Source organism: Maribacter sp. BPC-D8, from assembly GCF_035207705.1.
GTDB lineage: Bacteria > Bacteroidota > Bacteroidia > Flavobacteriales > Flavobacteriaceae > Maribacter.
The window spans coordinates 1,125,947-1,150,077 of the sequence record NZ_CP128187.1 but is presented as its reverse complement, the minus strand read 5'-3'; the positions used below and the strand labels follow the sequence as shown (position 1 = coordinate 1,150,077).

At 34.4% G+C, this 24,131-nt stretch carries 24 protein-coding genes; 12 read left to right on the top strand and 12 right to left on the bottom strand.

Annotated features, from left to right (window positions below):
- The first annotated feature begins 134 nt into the window (after positions 1-134).
- The 4 genes from QSV08_RS05160 (at position 135) to QSV08_RS05145 (ending at position 5,184) form a co-directional block, all read left to right on the top strand.
- Positions 135-1,349 (top strand): patatin-like phospholipase family protein, encoded by a 1,215-nt coding sequence (locus tag QSV08_RS05160; RefSeq protein WP_324027189.1) that lies wholly within the window; start codon positions 135-137, stop codon positions 1,347-1,349.
- Positions 1,350-1,470: 121 nt separating this feature from the next.
- Entirely contained in the window at positions 1,471-2,040 is a 570-nt protein-coding gene (locus QSV08_RS05155) for a hypothetical protein (RefSeq protein ID WP_324027187.1), read from the top strand.
- Between the two features lie 566 nt (positions 2,041-2,606).
- Positions 2,607-3,647 carry a leishmanolysin-related zinc metalloendopeptidase gene (locus QSV08_RS05150; RefSeq protein WP_324027185.1) on the top strand — a complete coding sequence of 347 codons (1,041 nt, stop codon included), beginning with the start codon at positions 2,607-2,609 and terminating at the stop codon, positions 3,645-3,647.
- Positions 3,648-3,849: 202 nt separating this feature from the next.
- Positions 3,850-5,184 (top strand): DEAD/DEAH box helicase, encoded by a 1,335-nt coding sequence (locus QSV08_RS05145; protein WP_324027183.1) that lies wholly within the window; start codon positions 3,850-3,852, stop codon positions 5,182-5,184.
- A gap of 99 nt (positions 5,185-5,283) precedes the next feature.
- Here the strand turns inward: QSV08_RS05145 and QSV08_RS05140 are convergent, their stop codons facing one another.
- From QSV08_RS05140 to QSV08_RS05100, 9 genes are all read right to left on the bottom strand, one after another.
- Positions 5,284-6,144, bottom strand: a complete 861-nt coding sequence (locus QSV08_RS05140) for a sigma-70 family RNA polymerase sigma factor (protein WP_324027182.1) — start codon at positions 6,142-6,144, stop codon at positions 5,284-5,286.
- Between the two features lie 260 nt (positions 6,145-6,404).
- Complete coding sequence (locus QSV08_RS05135) at positions 6,405-7,526, bottom strand: ABC transporter permease (RefSeq protein WP_324027180.1); 1,122 nt, start codon at positions 7,524-7,526, stop codon at positions 6,405-6,407.
- 83 nt (positions 7,527-7,609) lie between these two features.
- Positions 7,610-8,716 (bottom strand): ABC transporter permease, encoded by a 1,107-nt coding sequence (locus QSV08_RS05130; RefSeq protein WP_324027178.1) that lies wholly within the window; start codon positions 8,714-8,716, stop codon positions 7,610-7,612.
- A complete protein-coding gene (locus QSV08_RS05125; RefSeq protein WP_324027176.1) occupies positions 8,713-9,441 on the bottom strand; it encodes an ABC transporter ATP-binding protein in 729 nt (242 codons plus the stop codon). The genes QSV08_RS05130 and QSV08_RS05125 overlap by 4 nt, the downstream gene beginning before the upstream one ends.
- Positions 9,441-10,343 carry an ABC transporter ATP-binding protein gene (locus QSV08_RS05120; protein ID WP_324027174.1) on the bottom strand — a complete coding sequence of 301 codons (903 nt, stop codon included), beginning with the start codon at positions 10,341-10,343 and terminating at the stop codon, positions 9,441-9,443. Before QSV08_RS05120 ends, QSV08_RS05125 begins: the two co-directional genes overlap by 1 nt.
- A gap of 6 nt (positions 10,344-10,349) precedes the next feature.
- The gene (locus tag QSV08_RS05115) at positions 10,350-10,808 is read right to left on the bottom strand and encodes an OsmC family protein (RefSeq protein WP_324027172.1); all 459 of its coding nucleotides are present in this window, start codon (positions 10,806-10,808) and stop codon (positions 10,350-10,352) included.
- A gap of 38 nt (positions 10,809-10,846) precedes the next feature.
- Positions 10,847-11,755, bottom strand: coding sequence for an HlyD family secretion protein (locus tag QSV08_RS05110; RefSeq protein WP_324027170.1), 909 nt, complete (start codon positions 11,753-11,755; stop codon positions 10,847-10,849).
- 13 nt (positions 11,756-11,768) lie between these two features.
- Positions 11,769-13,016 (bottom strand): TolC family protein, encoded by a 1,248-nt coding sequence (locus QSV08_RS05105; RefSeq protein WP_324027169.1) that lies wholly within the window; start codon positions 13,014-13,016, stop codon positions 11,769-11,771.
- A gap of 1 nt (position 13,017) precedes the next feature.
- Entirely contained in the window at positions 13,018-13,632 is a 615-nt protein-coding gene (locus QSV08_RS05100; protein WP_324027167.1) for a TetR/AcrR family transcriptional regulator, read from the bottom strand.
- Positions 13,633-13,902: 270 nt separating this feature from the next.
- Between QSV08_RS05100 and QSV08_RS05095 the strand changes: the two genes are divergently transcribed.
- The gene (locus tag QSV08_RS05095) at positions 13,903-15,258 is read left to right on the top strand and encodes a Xaa-Pro peptidase family protein (RefSeq protein ID WP_324027165.1); all 1,356 of its coding nucleotides are present in this window, start codon (positions 13,903-13,905) and stop codon (positions 15,256-15,258) included.
- Between the two features lie 45 nt (positions 15,259-15,303).
- Here the strand turns inward: QSV08_RS05095 and QSV08_RS05090 are convergent, their stop codons facing one another.
- A complete protein-coding gene (locus QSV08_RS05090; protein WP_324027163.1) occupies positions 15,304-16,146 on the bottom strand; it encodes a helix-turn-helix domain-containing protein in 843 nt (280 codons plus the stop codon).
- 226 nt (positions 16,147-16,372) lie between these two features.
- On the opposite strand from QSV08_RS05090, the gene hxlB reads away from it, so the two are divergent.
- The 5 genes from hxlB to QSV08_RS05065 all read left to right on the top strand — a co-directional run bounded on the left by hxlB (position 16,373) and on the right by QSV08_RS05065 (position 21,134).
- A complete protein-coding gene (gene hxlB / locus QSV08_RS05085) occupies positions 16,373-16,957 on the top strand; it encodes a 6-phospho-3-hexuloisomerase (RefSeq protein ID WP_324027161.1) in 585 nt (194 codons plus the stop codon).
- Between the two features lie 50 nt (positions 16,958-17,007).
- Positions 17,008-17,637: a 3-hexulose-6-phosphate synthase gene (hxlA, locus tag QSV08_RS05080; protein ID WP_324027159.1), complete on the top strand. Its 630-nt coding sequence runs from the start codon at positions 17,008-17,010 to the stop codon at positions 17,635-17,637.
- A 292-nt stretch (positions 17,638-17,929) separates the two neighbouring features.
- A complete protein-coding gene (locus tag QSV08_RS05075) occupies positions 17,930-19,015 on the top strand; it encodes a nickel-binding protein (RefSeq protein ID WP_324027157.1) in 1,086 nt (361 codons plus the stop codon).
- Positions 19,016-19,151: 136 nt separating this feature from the next.
- Positions 19,152-19,649, top strand: a complete 498-nt coding sequence (locus QSV08_RS05070) for a YybH family protein (protein ID WP_324027155.1) — start codon at positions 19,152-19,154, stop codon at positions 19,647-19,649.
- 93 nt (positions 19,650-19,742) lie between these two features.
- Positions 19,743-21,134: an FAD-binding oxidoreductase gene (locus tag QSV08_RS05065; RefSeq protein WP_324027153.1), complete on the top strand. Its 1,392-nt coding sequence runs from the start codon at positions 19,743-19,745 to the stop codon at positions 21,132-21,134.
- A gap of 86 nt (positions 21,135-21,220) precedes the next feature.
- Here the strand turns inward: QSV08_RS05065 and QSV08_RS05060 are convergent, their stop codons facing one another.
- The gene (locus QSV08_RS05060) at positions 21,221-21,913 is read right to left on the bottom strand and encodes a nitroreductase family protein (RefSeq protein ID WP_324027151.1); all 693 of its coding nucleotides are present in this window, start codon (positions 21,911-21,913) and stop codon (positions 21,221-21,223) included.
- A 244-nt stretch (positions 21,914-22,157) separates the two neighbouring features.
- Between QSV08_RS05060 and QSV08_RS05055 the strand changes: the two genes are divergently transcribed.
- Both QSV08_RS05055 and QSV08_RS05050 read left to right on the top strand, forming a co-directional pair.
- Complete coding sequence (locus tag QSV08_RS05055; RefSeq protein WP_324027149.1) at positions 22,158-22,901, top strand: hypothetical protein; 744 nt, start codon at positions 22,158-22,160, stop codon at positions 22,899-22,901.
- A gap of 149 nt (positions 22,902-23,050) precedes the next feature.
- Entirely contained in the window at positions 23,051-23,350 is a 300-nt protein-coding gene (locus QSV08_RS05050; RefSeq protein WP_324027147.1) for a hypothetical protein, read from the top strand.
- A gap of 81 nt (positions 23,351-23,431) precedes the next feature.
- Here the strand turns inward: QSV08_RS05050 and QSV08_RS05045 are convergent, their stop codons facing one another.
- Entirely contained in the window at positions 23,432-24,124 is a 693-nt protein-coding gene (locus QSV08_RS05045; protein ID WP_324027145.1) for a hypothetical protein, read from the bottom strand.
- Between the last annotated feature and the right edge of the window lie 7 nt (positions 24,125-24,131).

Sequence of the window (24,131 nt, the reverse complement as noted above, 5' to 3'; positions counted from 1 at the left end):
TTTGTAAGAACTTTCTATAATTGAAGTAAAGAATGAATGATTAAATTTAAGAACTCCGATACAGGTAGTTCCCGCGACACTTTTAATTGCATTAAAATTTCAATTAAAGACAAATCAACTATTAGCTTTTAAAAATGTACAAAATTCTTTCTTTAGATGGCGGCGGAAGCTGGGCTATTATTCAACTACTTACCCTAAAAGATAGATATGGTAATATTGAAGGTCGAGAGATATTAAAAAAGTTTGACCTCGTTATAGCCAATTCGGGCGGAAGTATTGTGTTAGCGGCTCTTGCCGAAAACTATACTTTAGATAAGGCTATATCCTTATTTAAGGAACAGAAGAATAGAGAACTCATTTTTCATAAAAACACGTTTAAGGATCGTTATTTCCCGGTGGATTATTTAGGACTTTTCAATGCCGGATTCGGACCAAAGTATAGTGCTACCAAAAAGAAGGAAGCTTTTGAAAATCTATTCCCTGAGATTGATAAAATTCAGATGAATGAGCTACCAACTCTTATCGGTAAAGAATCACTGAAAATAGTGGTTGCTACTTATGATGCCTTAAATAACCGAGCTAAATTCTTTAAATCGTTCGCAACAAATCCCGATTCGTATGATTCTGTTAGATTAACTCAGGCTATCAACGGATCATCTAATGCGCCTGTGCAATATTTCGATTTTCCGGCACGGTTTAAAGCGAAACAAAGTGAAATATATTATGAGTTATGGGATGGCGCCCTGGGCGGATTCAACAACCCCATTTTAGCAGGAATCATTGAAGCTTATAAGCTCGGTGTAGATTTAAAAACGATTCAGATTATATCTCTTGGCACTAGTAATTCTTTAATGTCGTCTGATGCGAAACAAAACTTTTGGGATTGGAAACAGATTGCCTTAATCTTTAGAAGAAAGAAATTTGCTTTCTCTAAATGGAAACCGCAATTCAATTTCTTTAAAGAAACCGTACTTCACCAAGCTAAAACTATTTTATACCAACCACCCGATACTGCCAACTATATTGCTATGATGTTTTTACAGGTGGCTACCGGTAAATTACTTTACGAGCAAATTATACGCTTATCGCCATTAATTCATTACGACGAAGAAACCGACGCATCAATAACTCCCTTAGTTCAAGAGTTGTACAAGTTAGATATGGACTTAACTAAAGATGAAGAAATTGATACATTGATTAAATGTTTTAATGCTTGGAAAGGCGGACAATTGTACAATCAGCCTATAGAGTTTAAAGTGGAGCGTAATAATGATTTATCGCTTATTAAAGGGGATAAATGGTACCAAGATGGTATGGACAGGTGGAGGAGTTGGGATGCTACTGAATAAACTTACAACTTAAAATTCCCCAGTTCGAACCGTGATTCTTTATAAAATATTCAGCTTTACTATTGTACTAAAGTTTATCAATGCTTTTGCCTATTTTTGAGAAACTAGATAACTCAGCATCATGACACTAAAACAGCAACTTTACATTATAACTTTTTTATTTGCATTACCACTTATAGCTCAAGAAACTAGCCCTTCTGAAGTATTTTGGAACACCTTACAATCTCATTGTGGCAAGGCTTACGAAGGCACTTTGGCATTACCCGAAGAAGATGAAAGTTTTGGTGGTAAAAAACTAGTAATGCATGTTAGAGCCTGTAGCGATAACGAAATTAAGATTCCGTTTTATCTGGGTGACGATAAATCTAGAACATGGGTAATAACTAAAGATAATAACATTCTTACTTTAAAGCATGACCATAGACATGAAGATGGTACGGAAGATGATGTGAATTTTTATGGTGGTACTGCTAGTAATGCAGGTAAAGAAGATATTCAGTTTTTTCCAGCAGATGTCGCAACTCAAAAAATGATACCTGGTGCTGCTACCAATGTTTGGTGGATTACCATTGACGATACCACTTTTACATATAACCTAAGAAGACTAGGCAGTGACCGAGTTTTTAAAGTAGTTATGGATATTACTAAGCCAATTAAAGAACCAGATGCTCCGTGGGGTTGGATTGATTAAATATTTGATTTAAAACCTAATCTTTCAAAAGGGTAAATGCATCAAAATTAATGTGTTCTCTACTTCAGATAATTTATATCACTAATAGATAGATTGATGTTACTGCTAACTCTATTGCTATCATGTTTTTGATGGTAGCTACTAGGAAATTACTTAACGAGCAAATTATGTGCTTATCTCCATTAATTCATTACGACGAACAAACTGCTACATCAATAATTTCATTAGTTCAAGATTTACACAAGTTAGATATGTACCTCACTAAAGATGAAGAAATTGATATACTGATTAAATGTTTTGAAGCCTAGAAGGGAGGACAAATATATATTTAGCCTATAGAGTTAAAGTAGAGCGCCATAATAATCCATCTCTCCAATTAAAGGTGAGATATAGCACCTAGATGGAAAGAATAGGTAGAGGAGTAGTGAGAAAGAACAAAATCAATTTATATATTATTCTACACATTGTTATTGTGCTTTTTTTATGTTAAATTTAACAAAATAACTATGTTATCTTTAAACTACAACATAAATAATTAACTAGTTAACAATAAACACTATACTTATATGAAAAACACGATTAAAAAAACAGGTAAATTTTTAGCGTTAGGTTGCACATTTGGTGCACTACTTTTTACATCATGTACAGATGACAATGTAGTATCTGATGTAGAAGAAAATCAAGAAGTTAAAACATTAGAAATTGCATTAAAAGCACCGACCGGTACACCAATTATAATTGATGATCTTGGAGTTACCACATTGCAAACTGAAAAATCTAGTAATGCAACAAAAGGGCGGTATAACATTACATTAAAATATTTATTACCGCCAACACCAAGACAAGCTGAAGTTTTTGAAGCTGCTGCTGCACGATGGGAGCGTATTATTATTAAAGATGTTCCAGATGTGGGAGGTCCTATACCATCGGCTTTTGAAGGTTTCCCAGATATTGATTCAGTAGATGATTTAGTGATTGAGGTTGCTTTAGCACCAATAGATGGTCCAGGTGGTATTTTAGGTCAGGCAGGGCCTCAATTTGTTAGAACCGAAGATTTCTTATCATTAACAGGTGTGATGTTCTTTGATGTTGAAGATTTAGATTTTCTTGAAGAAATTGATTTGTTCGAAGAGGTAATCGTTCATGAAATGGGGCACGTTTTGGGTATAGGTACACTTTGGAACACGGCACCTTTCGGTTTTGATAGAACCCTAAGAGCTGGACCTGATAGCAACCCATACTTTACAGGTAAAAAAGCGAATGTATTTTGGAATGCTGAAGGTGGAACTAATGAATTACCTATTGAGAATATGGGTGGTCCTGGTACGGCTTTAGGTCATTGGAGAGAAGCTACTTTAAATAATGAACTAATGACAGGATTCTTAAATCTTGGAGAAAACCCATTAAGTAGAATAACTGCTGGATCTATGAGAGATCTTGGATACGGTTCTGCTTCTGTTGGTGAGTCTTATGATTTACCACGTGGTACAGAAGGTGTAGATATTAATGATCTTGGTGATTTTGGAACTGCTGAAAATCAAGGTTTAAATATTGCTAAAATGGAGGTTCTTCTTGGAGTGAGAGGTTTTGTTAATGCCAAAAAATAATACTTCAGTATTTTACAATAAGATACTTAAATCAATTACTACTGTAAAGCTTGCATCAATTATGTTTGATGCAAGCTTTTTTTTATTTAATCCTGATGAAAACTTATCACTCCATAATTTTCCAAATCACATTAATTGCAACCTTTAGTCTTTAATACCGTCGCCTAGTAAAACTGTCGCTATCTTTGCAAAAAATATTTTTATGTCAAGGCAGTTTTCAGATTTAGGTGTTAGTAAAGAAATTCAACAGAGTTTAGAGGAGTTACAAATTACTGTTCCTACAGATATACAGAAAAAATGCATTCCTGTTGTCCTAAAGAAAAAAGATGACCTTGTTGCCTTAGCAAAAACCGGAACGGGTAAAACCGCTGCCTTTGGTTTACCATTATTACAATTAATAAAAACAGAGAATACTGCCGTGCAAGCGGTTATTTTAGCGCCAACAAGAGAATTGGCACAACAAATACATGCCAACCTAATTTCGTATGCAAAACATAGTCCTGCTATATCAATCGCTGCAGTATGTGGTGGAATACCTATAAAACCTCAAATAGAACGTTTAAAAGAAGCTACACATATTGTAGTGGCTACACCTGGTCGATTGGTTGATTTGGTAAAACGCGAGGCTATAGACATTAAAAACTTGAAGTACCTGGTTTTAGATGAAGCCGATGAAATGGTAACTGCTTTGAAAGAAGATTTAGATACCATTATCGAAGGCATTCCAAAATCGCGCCGTACATTATTATTTACTGCTACCATGTCTGGAGCTATAAAACAACTGGTACAAAATTACATGTCTAAACATGTAGTTCATGTTGAGGCAGATATGTCAACATTTGGTCACCAAGGTATCGATCACCAATATGTAGTTGTAGAGCCTATTGAAAAGTTAGATGTTCTTATGCACTTCTTAAATACAAAAGAAGGGCAGCGTGGCATCATATTCTGTAAAACCAAAGCGGCAGTCAATAAGCTGGCGAAAAATTTAGCTATAAATAAATTTTCATCGGGAGCCTTGCACGGCAGTTTATCTCAAGGTATTCGTGATCGTATAATGGGTCAGTTTAGAGAGGGTCATATCGATATATTGGTGGCTACGGATTTAGCTGCACGTGGTATCGATGTAAAAGAATTGGGTTACGTAGTTAATTATCATTTACCTGATACTTACGATGCTTATGTTCATCGAAGTGGAAGAACTGCTAGGGCAGGGGAGAAGGGACTTTCATTAACCATTCTACAAAAAGAAGAAGTTGCCGAAGTATTTGATTTTGAAAAAGAATTAGGTATTTCTTTCTCTAAATATCAAAAAGCAGATGCACAGAGTATCGAAGAGAACAACACATTGCTTTGGGCTAAAAAAATCTTTAAAACCAAGCCTAATCGTGAAGTATCAGAAGAATTCAAAACTAAAGTAAGAACGATATTTCATCACTTAACCAAAGAAGAATTAGTGGAGAAAATATTAGCGAACCATATAGCACAAACTGCTAGTTTACATATGAAGCCAGAGGAACCGAAAAAGAAGAAATAATTGTAACGATAACTAGTAATCGTCATTATTTACAATACCTTATTGCATAAAAAAGCCGACTACATAAGTCGGCTTTTTTAATATATAAAGATTTGTGATCTATAAATATGCTTTCAACATTTCGTTTTGAGACTTGTTACGCAATTTACGTACAGCCTTTTCTCTTAATTGTCTCACACGCTCTCTTGTTAGGTCAAAAAGCTCTCCGATTTCACTTAAACTTTTAGGGTGACTCTCACCAATACCATAATAAAGCTTAATTATTTCGCTTTCTCTACTTGGCAGTGTATTTAATGCTTGATTAAGATCAGTTTTAAGTGAATCCATCATCATACCTGCATCTGGTCTGTTTGCATCTTTAGAGCTTACTACATCATATAAATTTGATGTTTCTCCTTCTTGAAAAGGTGCATCCATTGATAAATGTTTGCCCGAATTTTTTAAAGCAAGCTTTACTTGCGTGCTACTCATGTCAAGTTCTCTCGCAATTTCTATGGTACTTGGTGGTCTTTGTAATGATTGTTCTAAAGTAGAATACACCTTTTTTATTTTACTGATTTCACCAATTTTATTCAGTGGAATACGTACCATACGAGATTGTTCAGAAATCGATGATAATATAGATTGTCTTATCCACCAAACAGCATACGATATAAATTTGAAACCTCTGGTTTCGTCAAAACGTTTTGCCGCTTTTACCAAACCAATATTTCCTTCGTTAATTAAATCTGAAAGTCGTAATCCGCTACCTTGATATTGTTTTGCTGTAGAAACTACAAAACGTAGGTTGGCGTTTACTAATGTATTTAGGGCATTTTGATCTCCTTCACGTATTTTTCTAGTCAGCTCCACTTCTTCATCTGCGGTAATCAAATCAATTTTTGATATTTCTTGAAAGTACTTTTCTAATGATTTAGTGTCTCTGTTTGTAATTTGCTTAGTGATCTTCAGTTGCCTCATATATTGTCTTTGTTTTTATCGTTATTATAATGTAAGCATTTTTTTGATGAAATCCTAATGAATTTGAATATTTGTTGCTATTATTTTAATGAATTCTAAATATTCATAAATAAAAGTTAATATTATTTCAAAAAAAGAGATTATTTTATTAAATCATCAACTTATAGACTAGGGCTCTCTATCCTGCTAGTCTTTGTAAATTAATACTATAATACTTAATGTAGCTACCTGTAGATAAAGTAATCTGTTAAATAAGTCTACTAAGTGGTCTTTTTATACCTCCAAACTGCCAACCCGTTCATAACAAAGGCATAGAGCAGTGTTTTTAAAAGGTGAGGAAGAATATCCATAAAACCCGAGCCCTTTAGCATTACCATACGCATAACTTCTACAAAATACCTAATGGGGTTGAATTCCGTTACGATTTGAGCCCATTTGGGCATGCTTTCAATGGGTGTAAATAAACCGCTCATTAAGATAAAAATCACGGTAAAAAACCATGCAATAAACATAGCTTGTTGCTGCGTATCCGTAAAGTTGGATATGAACAATCCTATACCTAAAATCACTAAAATATAAATGGACGTATACAAATACAAAAGTGCCAGACTACCCACCATTGGAACTTGAAATATCACCTTAGCGAGCAGTAGCCCAATAGTTAACAATGCCATCCCAATGACCCAAAAAGGAAATAGTTTTCCAATAATAAACTGACTCTTTTTTATGGGTGTCACGTTTATTTGCTCTAAAGTACCTATCTCTTTTTCGCGAACAATATTCATTCCAGAAAGGAATAATGTAATCATGGTTACGAGCAAGACCAATATCCCAGGCACCATAAATGTTTTGTAATTCAAGGTTTCATTGTACCAGAATAGGGGTATCGTATTAATATTTACGGGTTGTATCTGTTGGTCTGAAACTTGTTGTAAATCAACTTTTAAGTTTTGATTAAAACGTTGTATTACTTGCGTAACATATACATTTTCAACACCCGCTGCTGCGCCATCTATAGCATTAATAGTAACCCCTAGGTTCATATATTTTTCCTTCTGCAAATCGCGTTCAAAATATTGCGGAATGTCTAGAACCACATCTACATTACCAAGTAACATTTCTGCACTAGCCTTTGATTCGGACGGAAAATCTGTCAATACATTAAAATATTCAGAAGCATTAAATTTCTCTACCAATGCTCTAGAAGTAGAAGTATGGTCATTATCAATATACCCAAATTTGATGTTTTGCACTTCAAAAGTAGCCGCATTGGATAAAATTATGAGCTGCAGAACCGGTAACACAAAAATGATGGGTAGCATACCTTTATTTCTAAAGATCTGCTTAAACTCCTTTTGTATGATGTATAGAATTGTTTTCATAAAACTTCCTGCAATAACAGGAATCTCTTTTTAGTGCTACTCTTTTCTTTTTTTTGATTGAATACTGCAACTGCATACTCACTTCATTCCAATCTTATTTTATATTTCTTCACACTCAAGGCGATGAAAAATACGGTCATCCCAATTAATATCAGGGTTTCTTTCCATATATATTGTAAGCCTACACCTTTAAGCATAATGCCTTTAATGATAATAATAAACCATTTGGCAGGAATGATATTACTAATTACCTGAAGCGGTACCGGCATACTTGAAATAGGAAAAATAAAACCCGACAATAGAATAACCGGTAGCATGAGCCCCATTAATGAAATCATCATAGCCGTTTGCTGTGTTTTTGAAATGGTAGAAATTAAAATACCCAATGCCAAAGCGCTTACTATGAACAATACACTTTCAAAACCTAACAGGAATAAGCTGCCTTGCACTGGCATATGAAATATAAAAATACTCAGTAGCACTATGACAATGGCGTTAATAACAGATAGAAAAATATAAGGAACTACTTTTCCTATAATCACCTGAAAGGGGTTAATTGGTGATACCAAAAGTATCTCCATAGTACCCATTTCTTTTTCTTTTGTGATGGAAATAGAAGTCATCATTGCCGATACCAGCATAAGAATAATGGTCATTACTCCTGGAACAAACATATAGACACTTTTCAACTCTGGATTGTACACCATACGCGTTTGAGAAACAATCTGATAAGGTGTAGTGATACCTTTGTTCAATTCTAATTGATATTGCTGCAGAATCGCGTTTATGTAATTACTTATGGTATTTGCTGTATTTGGATCTGTGGCATCTGTAACAATTTGTAAGGTTGCCTTGTGGTCGTTAATTAAGTTCTTACTAAAGTCATTTTCAAAATTTAAAACTGCTTTAACCTGTCCTTTTTCAAAAACGGAAGTAATGTCCGCTTCATGCGTAATCATTTGTTTTATGCTGAAATATTTTGAAGCGGCTATTTTATTGATGATTTCTTTTGTTGTAGCATCTTTTGAATGGTCTAGCACAGCAATATCTACATTATTAATCTCGTTGGTAATCGCAAAACCAAAGAGCAAAATTTGGGCAATGGGCATCCCAAAAAGGATAAACAAGGAGCGCCTATCTCTAAAGATGTGGTAGAATTCTTTTTTTACGAAGCCTATAAACCGTTTCATCCTCTAGCTAGTTTTAGAAATACGTCATTCATAGTAGTAACGTTGAACTGTTCTTTGAGTTTCTTTGGGGTATCTAAAGCTTCTATTTTGCCATTCACCATTATAGATACGCGATCACAATATTCCGCTTCATCCATATAGTGCGTGGTTACAAAAACAGTGGTTCCATCATTTGCCGCTTTATAAATCATTTCCCAAAACTGGCGCCTGGTAATAGGGTCAACACCACCAGTAGGTTCATCTAAAAACACAATTTTTGGGTCGTGTATCAAAGCCACAGAAAAAGACAACTTTTGTTTCCACCCTAAAGGCAAAGAACCTACGAGTTGGTTGGCTACTTTTTCAAGTTCTAGTTCAGAAATTAATACATCCGATTTTTCTTGTATTGCTTTTCGTGACAAACCATAAATACCACCAAAAAAAGTGATGTTCTCTTTGACCGTTAAATCATCGTACAATGCAAACTTTTGGCTCATGTAACCAATGTTATTCTTAATGCTTTCTGGTTGGGTAAACACATCAAAGCCTGCTACATTGGCTGCACCAGATGTAGGAATAGATATTCCAATTAGCATTTTCATTGCGGTGGTTTTCCCTGCGCCATTAGCACCTAAAAAACCGAATATCTCTCCTTTTTTCACATCAAAAGTAATGGCATCTACAGCCGTAAAATCTTCGAACATTTTAGTTAAACCCTCTACATGTATGACGTTGTCGTTGCTCATTATTTTGCCAGTTCCATAAAGGTGTCCTCAATAGTAGCCTTGGTTTTTTCAATTACAATATCAGATAGTTTTTTAGATGCTAAATAACGTTGTAATTCAATGGGATTGAAATCTGCTCTTTGATCCGTGTAATGAATAAATTCACCGAAAGGATAAACACTGTGGTTGTATTCATATGCTTTTAAAGCGTTTATGAGCTGATATGTTTTATTTGCCCTAACATTGTAAATCTGTTTTGGATAATGTTTTACAATTGCCTGTGGCGTATCAATTTGAAGAATTTTGCCGTCTTGTATTAATGCTATTCTGTCACACAAAGCAGCCTCGTCCATATAAGGGGTAGAAACCAAAATAGTAATACCTTTTTGCTGCAATCGTTTTAGCATTTCCCAAAATTCTTTTCTAGATACAGGATCTACACCTGTTGTTGGCTCATCTAAGAACAAAACTTTTGGTTTGTGAATAAGCGCGCAGCATAAAGCCAACTTCTGTTTCATTCCGCCAGAAAGTTTGCCTGCTCTACGGTTTTTAAACGGTTCTATCTGAACGTATATCTCTTGTATTAAATCGTAATTTTTCTGAAGAGTGGTTCCAAAAATAGTGGCGAAGAAAATGAGGTTTTCCTCTACGGTCAAATCTTGATAGAGCGAAAATTTTCCGGGCATGTAACCTACGTTTCTCCTAATCTGCTTATAATCTGATACCACATCAAAACCAGCAACCGTTGCCGTGCCTTCATTTGCCAACAATAATGTAGTTAACACTCTAAATAGGCTTGTTTTACCAGCACCATCAGGACCAATTAGACCAAAGAGTTCACCTTCATTCACCTCAAATGAGATGTCTTGTAAAGCCTTTACAGTTTTATATGATTTGCTAATATGGCTAATAGATATACTCACTCCGTTTTAATTTTGAACAATAATTTTAGTTTCCATAGTAATTTTTGAAGTGATTGAATTTGAGATTAAACATGCTTTTTCTGATTTTTCTAAAATACGTTCTGCTCGTTCTCTTTTAGACTCATCTGTAATCACAACTTCTGGGAATAATAGTATTTCACTTATAACAAATTTGCCATCTACTTTTTCTAAAATTCCTTTAGATTCACATTTAAAACTCACGAATTCTAACTTTGAATACTCAGAAATTGCCAAAAAAGTGGTCATTAAACAACTACTTACAGCAGCTGTAAACAAATGTTCTGGAGACCAAATATTAGGCATCCCTCCGGGGAATTCTGGTGGTGTTGCAACTTCTATACAATTAGTTTCGTTAGTTGCACTGTTGTTTAATTCTGGTGAACACATAGTTCCTTTTCTATCTTGTGTCCAGTTTACATTAACGTTATAGCTGTGCTTATCCATTATTATATCTTTTTTATATTTTGTTCTTCAGTAATATTTTATTCTTCATTATCCTTTGTTCTATCAATCCAAAGTTCTGCCGGCATACCAATTTTAAGACTCCCATCATTTACTACGTCTATTTTTAAGGCATAGACCAACGCAACACGCTCTTCTTTTGTTTGAATTATTTTAGGTGTGAATTCGGCTTCAGAGGCTATCCAGCTGATGGTTCCTTTATAAGATTTCATAGTAGTGTCATCATCAATTTTAACGGTGACTTCCTGTCCTATTTTTAGGTTTGCCAATTGCGTTTCACTTATATAAACACGTAACTGCATGGTTTTTAAATCTGCAATTTTATAGAGCGGTTTACCAAAAGTTGTAATCTCATTAGGTTCTGCATATTTGGTAAGCACCGTTCCCGCTATTGGATTAACAATTTTACTTTTTTGGATTTGATCATCAATTTGTCTAAGCTGAACATCAATAGATTTAAGTTCGTTTACCACAGGTGCATTCTGTATTTCTACACTTCTAATTTGGCTTTTGAACACCTCTATTTCTCCTTCGATATCATCTAATTGTTTTTGTGTACCGGCATTATCCTTGATTAGATTCTCAATTCTATTCTTGTTTATATTGCCATTTTTTAATTTGGCATTCAACACATTAATTTGAGACAGCACACCTTTAGATTTTGAACTCACTACGGCTTTAGAAACTTCTAACTGTTCCCGTTTTAAGGCTAGCGGAATGGTATCTATATATCCTATAAATTGCTCGTTATTAAGCACATCACCTTCATTAACATCAAACTGTAGTAGCTTTCCATTATTTTCAGCTGAAATAGTGATTTCAGTAGCTTCAAAATTGCCATAACCATCTGCTTTTCCATTAGAATCACCACAGGAAAATAGGGTAGTGGCTATGCCTATAAATCCGAGTATATAGTTGTATTTTTTCATCTTTAAGTCTGTATTACCCTTTAATAACATTGTAATTTGCTTTTGCAAGTTGTAACTGAATTTCATGTTGTATTAAAGTATTTTCATCTTCATACAAATTGGTAAGTTCTGTGATATATGCCGAAGAGGTAATTACCCCGTTTTTAAGTTGAGAATCTGCCATTTGCAACACTTCTTTTCTAAGGTTGATTATAGCCTGGTCAGAAGTTATGATAGCTTCTATTTTCTCTATTTCTCGTTGCTGTTGGTTGAGTTCTATAGCCGTATTGAGTTTGAAAACTTCTGTCTCATTATCCACAATATCTTTATTAATAGTTAAAGACTCCCGTTGTTTTTTATTCGCATTCCAATCAAAAACATTCCAATGTACTTTTACGCCTGCCGTGTAAAAAGGTTGAAATGAGTTATCTAGCATATTCAAACCTGGGTTACCATAACCACCAGTGGCAAAGCCCATTAATGTGGGAGCGTTTTGTTTGGAAATCAAATGTTCTGAATGTGCTATTTCATCTTTTTTCAATTGAAACAATTCTAATTCAGGTCTAATTAATTCATTCTCCGGATGCGTTTCTATAAGCGGGTTCTTAAATTCCGTAGCAATATTTAAAGGCTGCTTTATTAATCTAGATAGCGTTTCTATCAAGGTTATTTTATTGCTTTCTAATTCTTGAAATTGTTGATTAATTTTTAATAATTCAGCCTCCAACACCTTGTCGGAAGAGGGTAGAAGCATGCCATTTTTTACACCAGAACGAACCTCTTTTAACTTAGCCTGTAATTGTATTTTTTTAGATTCTAGTAATAGATTGCTTTCTTGTGCCAACAGAATAGAAAAGTAGAGTTGATTAATTTGCTGTCTTAATTGATACAAACTGACTTCCACCTGTTTTTGTTTCGATTTTAACTCTGCAGATTTCACAGCCAACGATGCAACCGTTGTTCCGCCATTATAAATAAGTTGATTTACTGAAAACGTAGCGCGGTATTGGTCCTTATTTAAAGGTTCAATATTGGCGTTGGCAATAGGTATTTCAATTACATCAGATTGATAAGTGGCTTGCGCATCTAAACTTAATTGTGGCAATTTAGTAGTTGATATAACATCAGCTTCTAAACTATTTTGAGTTTCTAACAGTTGAGACTGTTTTGCCAAAGGATAGTTTTTAGTCACAGAATTATAACATTCTTCTAACGTAATGCTTTGCTGAGCAACAGCCGGAAACATGTTTAGTAGTATAATAATGAATAGTATACGTTTCATACTAAGTGTTCTTTATAGAATTGATAATGAAATTAGCAACTTCAGTTTTACGCTCTTCCATAAGTTGTTCATATGCGGTATTATCTACATTTGAAAACGCCATTATCAAAGGTTTGGCTACAAACGGAAATACATTTAAAGCGAAAATATTAATGAACAACTGCTCGGCACTTATAGGCTTTATAATACCTTTTTCCACTTCTTTTTCTACTTGCTTTTTAAATTTAACGAGGTTAGGAAATCCTGGATTATCCTTCATTTTAAGAATAAACTCCGGATTCCTATTCAATTCTTGAATAATAAAATTTGGTAGATAAGGATGCTCGCTTATAAAAGAGATGTAGTTAAAAGTGAAGTTTTTAATTATATCTTCAATACTAGAATCACCATTCAAAATAGCATTTAACTGAGGCGCCAGTAAGGAAAACATATTTTTAAAAACAGCCTCAAAAAGTAATTGCTTACTTCTAAAATAATAATGAAGCATAGCTTTATTTATACCTGCTTTATCTGCTATTTCTTGCATTCTAGCTCCATCCATTCCTTTAGCTTGAAACACACTCTTTGCAGCCTCTAAAATTTGTTCTTCGGTATTTTCGTCTTTACCCTTTTTCATTACTAACTATATGGTTTAACCATTTGGTTAACAAAATTACAAAAAAATTCTTATCTACCTAATTTCAGCTTTTAAAATATATCATAAAGTACTAATATTCAGAAATTAAGATTATGCACCTACAAACTTTTAAATCTGAATAATTAACTTCTTTTAGTACAACCCAAGCCATATACTATTCTCAAATTTTAAAATCATTGATTATTAATAAAGAAAATTCTTTTAAGTTTTAAAAAAGCTCGAAATTCGGACTAACCGTAACAAACCAACATGAAAACAATCATTACATTCTTTATCCTGCTTTTCTCAGCTACCTTTCTTTTTGCCCAAACTCCCGTGCAATCTTATTTTGAATGGACAAACTTGCCATTCACAAAAGAAGAGTTAAGTGAACGGCGAGATAACCTAATGAACATTTTAGCAGAACAAGGCAAATCAGGAGTAATAGTTATACCTGCTAATGACGGATTTTCATTCGGAGAAACATTTAGACAGGCAGATGATTTTTATTATTTCACCGGTTTAGAATTACCAAATGCCATTTTAGTAATGAATGTTGACAACCAATCGGTAACTATATACTCTCCTGAACGAGACTTACGTTTTGAAAATGGCTCTAGGGTAAATGATTTTCCTGGGAGACCTTTATTGGACGATAAGAAAATTACTGAAAAAACCGGAGTAACTATTGCATCTATTGATGACTTTAAATCTTTAATGGATACTGAAAGTAAAAAGGAAAACACCGTTTTAATTAATAGTGGGCGACAAGGCGACATTATCTATGCATCTGACGCCTATATTGCTACCTATTCTCCTGTTCAGGTTTTGTTACAAGCCCTTAGCAATAAACAGCCTAGTTTAAAACATGAAAATATATACGAAGCAGTTGCCAATGTACGTATGATCAAATCTGAAACTGAAATTGAAATCATTCGAAAGGCTGCTACCATAACGGTAAATGGCATAAAACAATCTGCCAAAAAGATTAAACCTGGTGTAGATGAGCGTTATTTAGAAGGTATTCTTGAAGGTGATTTTAAAATAAACGGATCTCAACGCTTAGCTTTTGGTTCCATCATAAAATCGGGACCTAATTCGCACTGGCCATGGCGTATATTAGCAACCCACTATAACCGTAGAAATAGAGTTATGGAAAATGGCGACTTGGTTATTTTTGATGTCGGTTGTGAATATGAGCAGTATGTTAGTGATATTGGCAGAACCTTTCCCGTATCCGGTAAGTTTACCGAAAGGCAGAAAGAGATTCTTGTTATGGAAACTAAAATAGCCGATGAAATAATTAAGTTTCTAAAACCCGGTATTACATTTAAAGAGGTACAAACACTTACTAATAGCATTATTCCTGCTGATGCAAAAAAATATATGCAAGTAGGCTTGTTTTTTGGGCATCATTTAGGTCTCTCTACCGGTGATCCAAATATATCTACCGCAGCATTAAAACCAGGTATGGTGTTTACAGTTGAGCCATGGTATTATAATCATGATGAAAATATATCAGTTTTTACTGAAGACATGATTCTTATCACTGAAGATGGTTGTGAGGTATTAAGTGACGATTTACCTAGAACTCCAGAAGATTTAGAGGAATTAATGAAGGGCTAGATTTCTTTTTATTAACGTTTAGTATGTTATTAACGGATGTAATAACTAGCTATACAAGGTATTCTCATGCGAGATAACATGCTCTTTTACCTTATTCTGAAACTCTTGCGGAGTTTGTTCTGCGTGCTGTTTAAAGAAACGACTAAAATAAGAATGATCTTTAAAATCTAGGTTATAGGCAATTTCCTTTATCGTACTCTCACTATGTATAATCTGTCTTTTAGCCTCTAGAATTAATCGGTCATGAATTAATTGTACTCCGGTTTTATCTAGCTTTTCTTTTAAAATCTGATTCAATCGTTTTGCACTAATACCCAATTGCTCTGCATAGAACTTGGCATTACGTTCTTCCTTATAGTTATTTTCAAGTAAAAGCATGAACTCATAAACGCGCTTTTCATTAATATCTTGAAGTGTAAAATGTTGTTCTTTTAAATGAATCAACTTTAATAGAAAGACTTTCAAAAGTGCTTTGACCATAATTAAGTTTACAGTCTCTTTATTGTAATCATCCTTCAATAATTGTAAAACGGTCGCCAGTCCTTTACTAGTTTCTTCATTTACTTGTAAACAAGAAAACTCGCCTTGTATATTGAACATTCTAAAAACATCTAACAAAAACTCCTTTAAATCGCCTTCAAGCAATTCTTGTTTAAAGGAAATAAGTACTCCGTTTTTACCTGCTTTATTCAATTGATGAACTCTGTGTGGCGGAATCAAATAGATCCAATCTCCTTTTAAGGTTTGAAAATCATGCTGTGGCTCATGAAGTGCATCCTCATTAACCAACCATACAATTTCATAGAAATCTCTTCTAGCAGGGTCATTTAAATAGGATGGGGGACAGTTACCCAAATCTTTAATGTATAAAACCTTATCACTCAGCATAATTCTATTTTTTTAGCACTTTAATAGTTGATTCTAGAAAGCTCAAATTACAAGCTACAATTGCATCATTTCCAAAATGTACCACAAAAATAGAAAATAATACCAATGATATTTGTGTTATGGGCAGATTGTACCACACATCTATCAAATTGTATAAGTATTAGGGTAAGTCCAGCTATAACTTTGTACTCGAATTAATGAAGCAGTAAAAAACTACACAGTAATTATGGAAAATTTACTTAAAAATAAAGATACCCAATTGGTTGAAAGTGCAATGAATATCATTATAAATGAGCATATAAAACTAATACACACCATAAATTATGATGAAGTAGCTGCATTGATTCCTATTATAACCAATGCCAAGCATATTTTTATAATGGGGGCGGGTAGAACAGGATTAATGATGAAAGCTGCTGCCATGCGTTTAATGCATTTAGGTTACAGCGTTCATGTAGTAGGAGAAACGACTTCACCGGCAATTGCAGAAGGAGACTTATTAATTGCAGGTTCTGGATCTGGTACAACTGGCGGAATTGTAAATGCTGCTAATACTGCAAAAAAAGTTGGTGCAGATGTCGTCTGTATTACAACCAATAGTAGTTCTCCATTGGCTGATTTATCAATACAAACAGTGCTGATACCTGCTGCACAAAAACAAGAACGTGACGAAAATGTATCTAAACAATATGCTGGTAGTCTTTTTGAACAATCGCTGCTTTTGGTTTTCGATGCTTTAATACAGACGCTTTGGGATATTGACGGTAGTTCTGCTTCTGAATTATGGAAACGTCACGCGAATATGGAATAATTACGAATAGAAAAATAGATACAAATTAATAACATTTTAAATAGAATATTATGGCAAAATTACAAGTAGCAATAGATTTATTAAACATTGATGACGCTATTGCATTAGCAACAAAAGTTGCTCCGTATATAGATATAATTGAGTTAGGTACACCGCTTATTAAAAGTGAAGGTTTAGCAGGTATTAGAAAGATGAAAGATGCTTTTCCTGATAAATTGGTACTGGCTGATTTTAAAACTGCAGATGCAGGTGAACTAGAAGCTAACATGGCTTTCGGTGCTGGTGCAGATTATATTACGGTTTTAGGTGCAACGGGCGATTCAACAATTGCAGGTGCAGTAAAAGCAGCAAAAGCACATGGTAAAGGTGTAGTTGTAGATACTATTGGAGTAAAAGATAGAGTAAAACGTGCAAAAGAAGCTATTGCTTTAGGTGCTGAGTTTGTTGAATTGCATGCTGGTTTAGATGAGCAAGCTGAAGACGGATACTCTATTCAAGTATTAATTGATGAAGCAACAAGAGCAGGGGTGGCAGTTTCGATTGCCGGTGGTGTTAATTTAAGCAGTATTACCGCGGTTAAAAACTCTGGCGTAACAGTTGCAGTAGCTGGTGCAGCTATCTATGGTGCAGAAGATCCGGCTAAAGCAGCCAAAGAATTACAAGAATTGGCAATGGCTTAAGCAAGTAGAAGGCGATAGCTACACTTTTACAGCAACACAAATCCTCATTGGTTTAATGGGGATTTGTTGTTTTATACAACTAATTATATTTCGACATCCTAATAGATTCATCTCAAAATAAATCTAAATTATAGATAATCAAATATTTACACCTTTAATTAACGTAACTTCTTAGAAATTACGTAATTTCAAAACATTCCCCTTAAATAGAATTGGTACATACAAAATAGCAAGAACGACATATATCATTCTTGTTAGTTGAACTATGTAGTATTACACTAAAACAAAGAGGATGCCTTTATTTCTAGATTTACACGACCTACCTGACGGAGTTACCGCTGCACATGTTGCCGAAATGCATAAAGCAGATTTAGATATTGAACATGAATATGGTTGCCGCGGACTTACCTATTGGTGCGATGAGATAAGAAAAACTGCTTTTTGTTTAATTGAAGCTCCAAGTAAAGAAGCGCTTATCAAACTACATGAAAATGCGCATGGTGCCGTACCCACCCGAATTATTGAGGTTAACGATACTATTGTAGAATCGTTTCTTGGTCGAATTGAAGATCCTGAAAAATCTAAAGACGATAGTCTTAACATCGTAAACGACCCTGCTTTTAGAACTTTAATGATTCTTAAAATAAAAAACAAAAGCTTACGAACTAAAGATATTACCACACTTCAAGCAGCAATTAGAGGATATACTACTGCGATAAAAACATTAATAACTAAATACAATGGTGGCTTGGTTCGCCATGAATCTAATTCGTTTCTAGTGTCTTTTGCCTCAGTTAGTGACGGTATTCATTGCGCCACCGAAATTATTCAAAGCTACAATGCTATTGTAACCCCTGATCTTGAGTTTAAAATTGGTATGAGCGCTGGCATACCGGTAACCAATAAAGACGAAATCTTCGAAGACACTATTAAGACCTCAGATTATTTGAGTGATATCTCTAAAGGTAATTTCTCGATAACCACAGCTGTAAATGACCTCTATGAAAGTGAAAATCAAAATAAACCCATACAAAGCGATTCCATAATTGTTGTAAAAACTAAGGATGAGGAATTTCTAATGTCCCTCATGAATATTACAGAGAAAGTTTGGTCTCATTCTGCTACTACGGTAAATGATTTTGAAGAAAATTTAGGTTACAGTAAATCAAAACTATATAGAACGATGATGGATTTAGTCGGAAAATCTCCCAACACTTATTTACGAGATTATCGATTAGATAGAGCTTTAGCTTTATTACGAAAACAAGATGCCAACATTTCTGAAATTGCCTATTCTACAGGATTTAATAGTCCCGCTTATTTTTCTAAATGTTTCTTTAAGAAATACGGAATTCAGCCATCTAGTTTTATTTTGTAATTACAAAATACTGTAATACAGATTATTACACATAATTACTTAATGGTCTAAAAGTGCTTTTATTTGGTCTAAATATAGAATTTGAAGATATTCTTCTGCGCTAGTTTTGTTGAGAACCAAATAAACATTTTTAATTATGAAGACAAAATTAACATTAGTAGTATTGATGATTTCAGGAATTTTATTAACAGGATTTTCGGCGGAAACAGAATCGCACGATGTAAAAATTGATTTAATCAATGAAGAATTCCCTGAGGCAAAGCAAGAAGTTTTAGAAACTTTTGGAGCTATTGCTCAAAGTATAAAAGATGGCGATATGGATAAGTTGATATCCTTTCATGCTTATGGTAAAAAGTTTACAGAATTCAAGAACGGTGAACCACGAAATGGAGGTGTCGCAAACGAAACTCATGAACGTACAGTTTTCGGTTCTGTAACCGAAGTGGTAAAATTCGATGCTAAAGATTTACAGATAGCGGTGTATGGTGATGTTGCTAACCTAACATTCCATTCAGACTTTGAGTTGAAGTTTGGTGAAGATTTAGTAGTAGTAAATGACCAAATAACTTTATTGTTTGTAAGAACAACAGATGGTTGGAAAATGGTTCATGAACATCATTCTCCATTAAACTAACAACAATAGGTAAGATATCAATCTATATGCTAATTTCTTAAAATCAATAATTTAAATATACTTAATTAAAGTTTACATTTAAATATCTATAAAATGAAAAATACAGTTGCTGAAATACCATCAAATCACATCAATGAATTTAAAAAGCTTTTAAAAGGAAGCATTGTATTGCCTTCAAGCGCTAATTATGATGATACCCGAAAAGTGTATAATGCAATGATTGATAAACACCCCGGACTATTCGCTCTCTGCAAAAATGCTGATGATGTAGTCGCTGCCGTTAACTTTGGGCGAGATAACAATTTGTTAGTTGCTGTAAGAGGTGGTGGTCATAATGGAGCTGGGTTGGGTCTTTGTAATGACGGTTTAGTAATTGACCTTTCGGGTATTAAGTTTGTTGATGTTAATGCTTCTAATAATACAGTAAAAGTGGGTGGTGGTAACCTATGGAGCGAAGTTGATAGTGCTACACATGAATTTGGTCTGGCAATACCTTCAGGTATGGTTTCAAGCACCGGTGTTGGCGGATTAACGCTTGGTGGTGGCGTAGGGTACTTATCTCGAAAATACGGACTTACCATAGACAACCTAATCGAAGCTGAAATGGTTTTAGCAGATGGATCTTTCGTAACTGTAAATGCTTCTAAGCATACAAATTTGTTTTGGGCCATACGTGGCGGTGGCGGTAATTTTGGTGTGGTTACTTCTTTTACCTTTCAAGCGCATCCTGTAAAAATGATTACTGGAGGGCCCACTTTATGGCCTATAGAAAGAGTAGAAGAAATCATGGAGTGGTACGACACTTTCATACATGAGGGGTCTGAAGACCTCAACGGCTTCATAGCAACTATGATCATACCCGAATCTCCTTTTCCTGCGGAATTACACAATAAGAAATTCTGTGCTATAGTTTGGTGTTATACAGGTGATCCAGATAAGTTTGCTGATATCTTTAAACCGGTATTAGATTTGAATCCTGTTTTTGCCCATGTTGGCGAAATGCCTTACCCAAGCTTACAAGGCATGTTTGACGGATTATTACCCCCAGGGTTACAGTGGTATTGGCGTGCAGATTTTTTCAATGACTTAACTCCTGAAATTCGTGCTGAACATTTAAAATACGGTTCTAAAATTCCGACACCTTTATCACAAATGCATTTGTACCCAATTACAGGGGCAGCGAGTAGAGTAGGTGCTGAAGATACGCCGTGGGCATATAGAGATGCGAAATATGCCGGGGTTTTCATTGGTGTATCTCCTGACCCAAATAAAGCTACAGAAATAACAGAATGGTGCAAAGCATACCAAGAAGCCTTACATCCTTTTTCTGCCGGTGGTGCATATTCTAATTTTATGATGGATGAAGGTCAAGATCGAATTAAAGCCAGTTACAAACACAATTATAAGAGGCTGGTTAAAATCAAAAATAGTTATGACCCGCAGAATTTATTCCAAGTGAATCAGAATATAAAACCGTCTACCTAATTCAACAATCTACTTATTAATGGTGCACAAAAAAATCCTATCTAAACTATTATTAGATAGTATTTAAAATATCTTTACTTAAAGTATTACTCATAGAACTTAGAAACCTCATCTAATGGTTTTCTTTCAATGTCTGGTACATACGTTGGTGTCTTTGGGTAGCCAACTGGTAACAATAAAAATGCGCGTTCATTACTCGGTCGACCTAATAGCTTTGCGAGAAAGTTCATCGGACTCGGAGTATGTGTTAATGTAACCAAACCTGCATTGTGTATCGCTGTAATTAACATGCCAGCAGCAATACCTACAGATTCATTTACATAGTAATTTTTCACTTTTTCACCATCAGTATCTAAATCATGTACTTTTTTGAAAATGATTATAAGCCAAGGTGCATCTTCTAAAAAAGGCTTGTACATATTTGTACCCATCGGTTCTAAATCTTTCAACCAACGGTCGCTCATTCGACTTTCATAGCTTTCTTTCTCTTCTGCTTCGGCGGCTTCTCTAATCTTTGTTTTTAGTACAGGGTTAGATACCGCGCAAAAGGTCCAAGGTTGTTTATGTGCACCTGATGGTGCTGTAGATGCCGTTTTAATTAAAGTTTCAATCACTTCTTTTGGCACAGGGGTATCTGCATACTCTCTTACCGATCTTCGTTCATCTAAAAGCTTATAAAATGCCTCGCTCTGTTTTATAAGTTCTTCTTGAGACAAGGCATTTTCTTTATATAGTACATGCGTATGTCCGTTTACAGATATATGAGATTCGGTCGCCATTTTTTAAGTGTTGTTTAAATTTAAATTTCTATTCTCAAAGATATTGCTTTTTTAAAGTATCAATTAGCACAGTTGTTTGAATCATTGAAACAGTAGTTATAGGCTAGTTTAAGTGATTATCTAATTCATCTTACCGCCAAATATGATATGTTCACTGAGAGCTACCCTAGAGCCACTTAAACTTCGCTACTTGCTTTTGCATTAGTGTTAAGTTTGAAATTATAATAAACAATAGCAATTAAGTATGAGGTTATATTTTCAAGTAATAATAGTTTTATTGGCAACAACGATTCAAGCCCAAAACTCACAAGACAACATCAATTATAATAGTTTTATTAAGGACGGAAATATTCACGTACAGCTAAGCACTGTTGACCAAGCCACAATGCTTACCATGTTACATAAAGGCTTTTATGTTTATTTTGATGTTAAGGGTAAAAGAAAAAAGAATGTGTCTGTACAATACCCTATAAACATCGTACCTCATGAAAGACCGAATAGAAACGATAGAAATAAGGGGAACAGAGAAGAACAAAAAGAGGAGCAAAGCGGTCCGGATATTGCCACACTGTTAGCCGAGATGCCAAAAATTGGGGAATATACCAATCTAGATTATGAACAAGAATTCCACTTAGATTTAAACCAATTAGGGGTTTCAATTACCTACGTTTATAATGAAGAAAATAAAGAGTTACAGTATGAACTAGTTATTCCTAAACATAAAATCGCCGATGCTAACTTATCTAAATTATCCATTGGTATCGTTACACCTAAAAGGGAAAAGGAATCTCAAGATAAAAACTCAAATATCAGCTTTGGCGGTGGTGGTCAAGGTGGTGGATCTGGAGGTGGAAGAGGAGGTCAAGGCAGACCTGGTGGAGGTCAAGGTGACGGAGGTCGCGGTGGATCAAAAGGTGGACCGCCACAACAAGAAGACAGACCAGAAGAAACGACTATAGATATTTGGTTTAAAGTAAACCAGAGCTAGTGAGTTATACATGAATATTTAAAATTCTAATAAATATTTCATCTATCTAAATAGCGAGTATGTAGCTACAAAAGTACTATTCGTATATCATCTTTATCAAAACTTATAGTTTAAGAGTACTTTTGCACTTAATTATAAAACACATAACCATGAAAAAAGTAATTGCAACATTCATTTTAGTAGCTACATTAACCAGCTGTAATAGCGTTAAAAATATGGACACCTCTAAGGTTTCAGATGCTGCTCAACTATTAGGTTCTTTAAGCTCTAACTCTACAGTACAACAAGTAACAAGTCTATTTAGTCTTTTGGACACAAATAACGACGCAGCTATTAGCTCTACAGAAGCTATTGGCTCTGTAGCTGAAAATTTTGATGTATTAGATACAGATAACAGCTCAAACTTAAACGTTACTGAATTACAAGGTATACTTGCTTTATTGAAGTAAACATAAATTATAATAGAAAAGGCATATTCTGATGAATATGCCTTTTTAAAATTATAACGATATCTTAAGTTGAATAAAATTTTACATTATACGAGTTTGTATTGAAACGGATGCATTTCCTGAGCCATCTTTACTATGTACCTCAACAGTGTATTCACTACCTATTACTGTATCTATAGGTCCATATGTGGTTTCTAAAGTATTTGTAATGTTTACCAATTCAACTTCGCCTTCCTTAATGATTAAATCATAACTAAGATTATCACCGTCTTGATCATTACCTTGCCAATTCACCGTAAGATTATTTGAATTATAGTCAAAAGTCATTGTAATCTCTGCTGCATAAGGCACATAGTTACTGGTGACATCACCTGGTGTGGTAAACGAAAATGTATCACTTGTACTTTCTATATTTGCATTAGTTGCTTCAATTTGCCAAGTATAACTTTTTCCTTTACCAATAGCTACTTCTGTTTCTGTTGACGTTATAGTCGTCGTGTAAACTTCGGTTGTTGACTCAAAAATTGTCAAAACATATGCAGTTGCGCTTGGAACTGCTGACCACTTGAAAATTACTTTAATATTTTCCTGATCATTAATAATTTCAGAAAAATCAGTGCAAACATCTCCATTTTCAGGTAATAGGGCAGATGATTTGGTTAATGTAGGTGTATTATCAGTTTGATTTCCATTTGGACTATCATCACCTCCCTTACCACATGAGATAAGCATACCAAGAACGATGAAACATAGAAATTTATAAATTAGGTTCATTTAATTA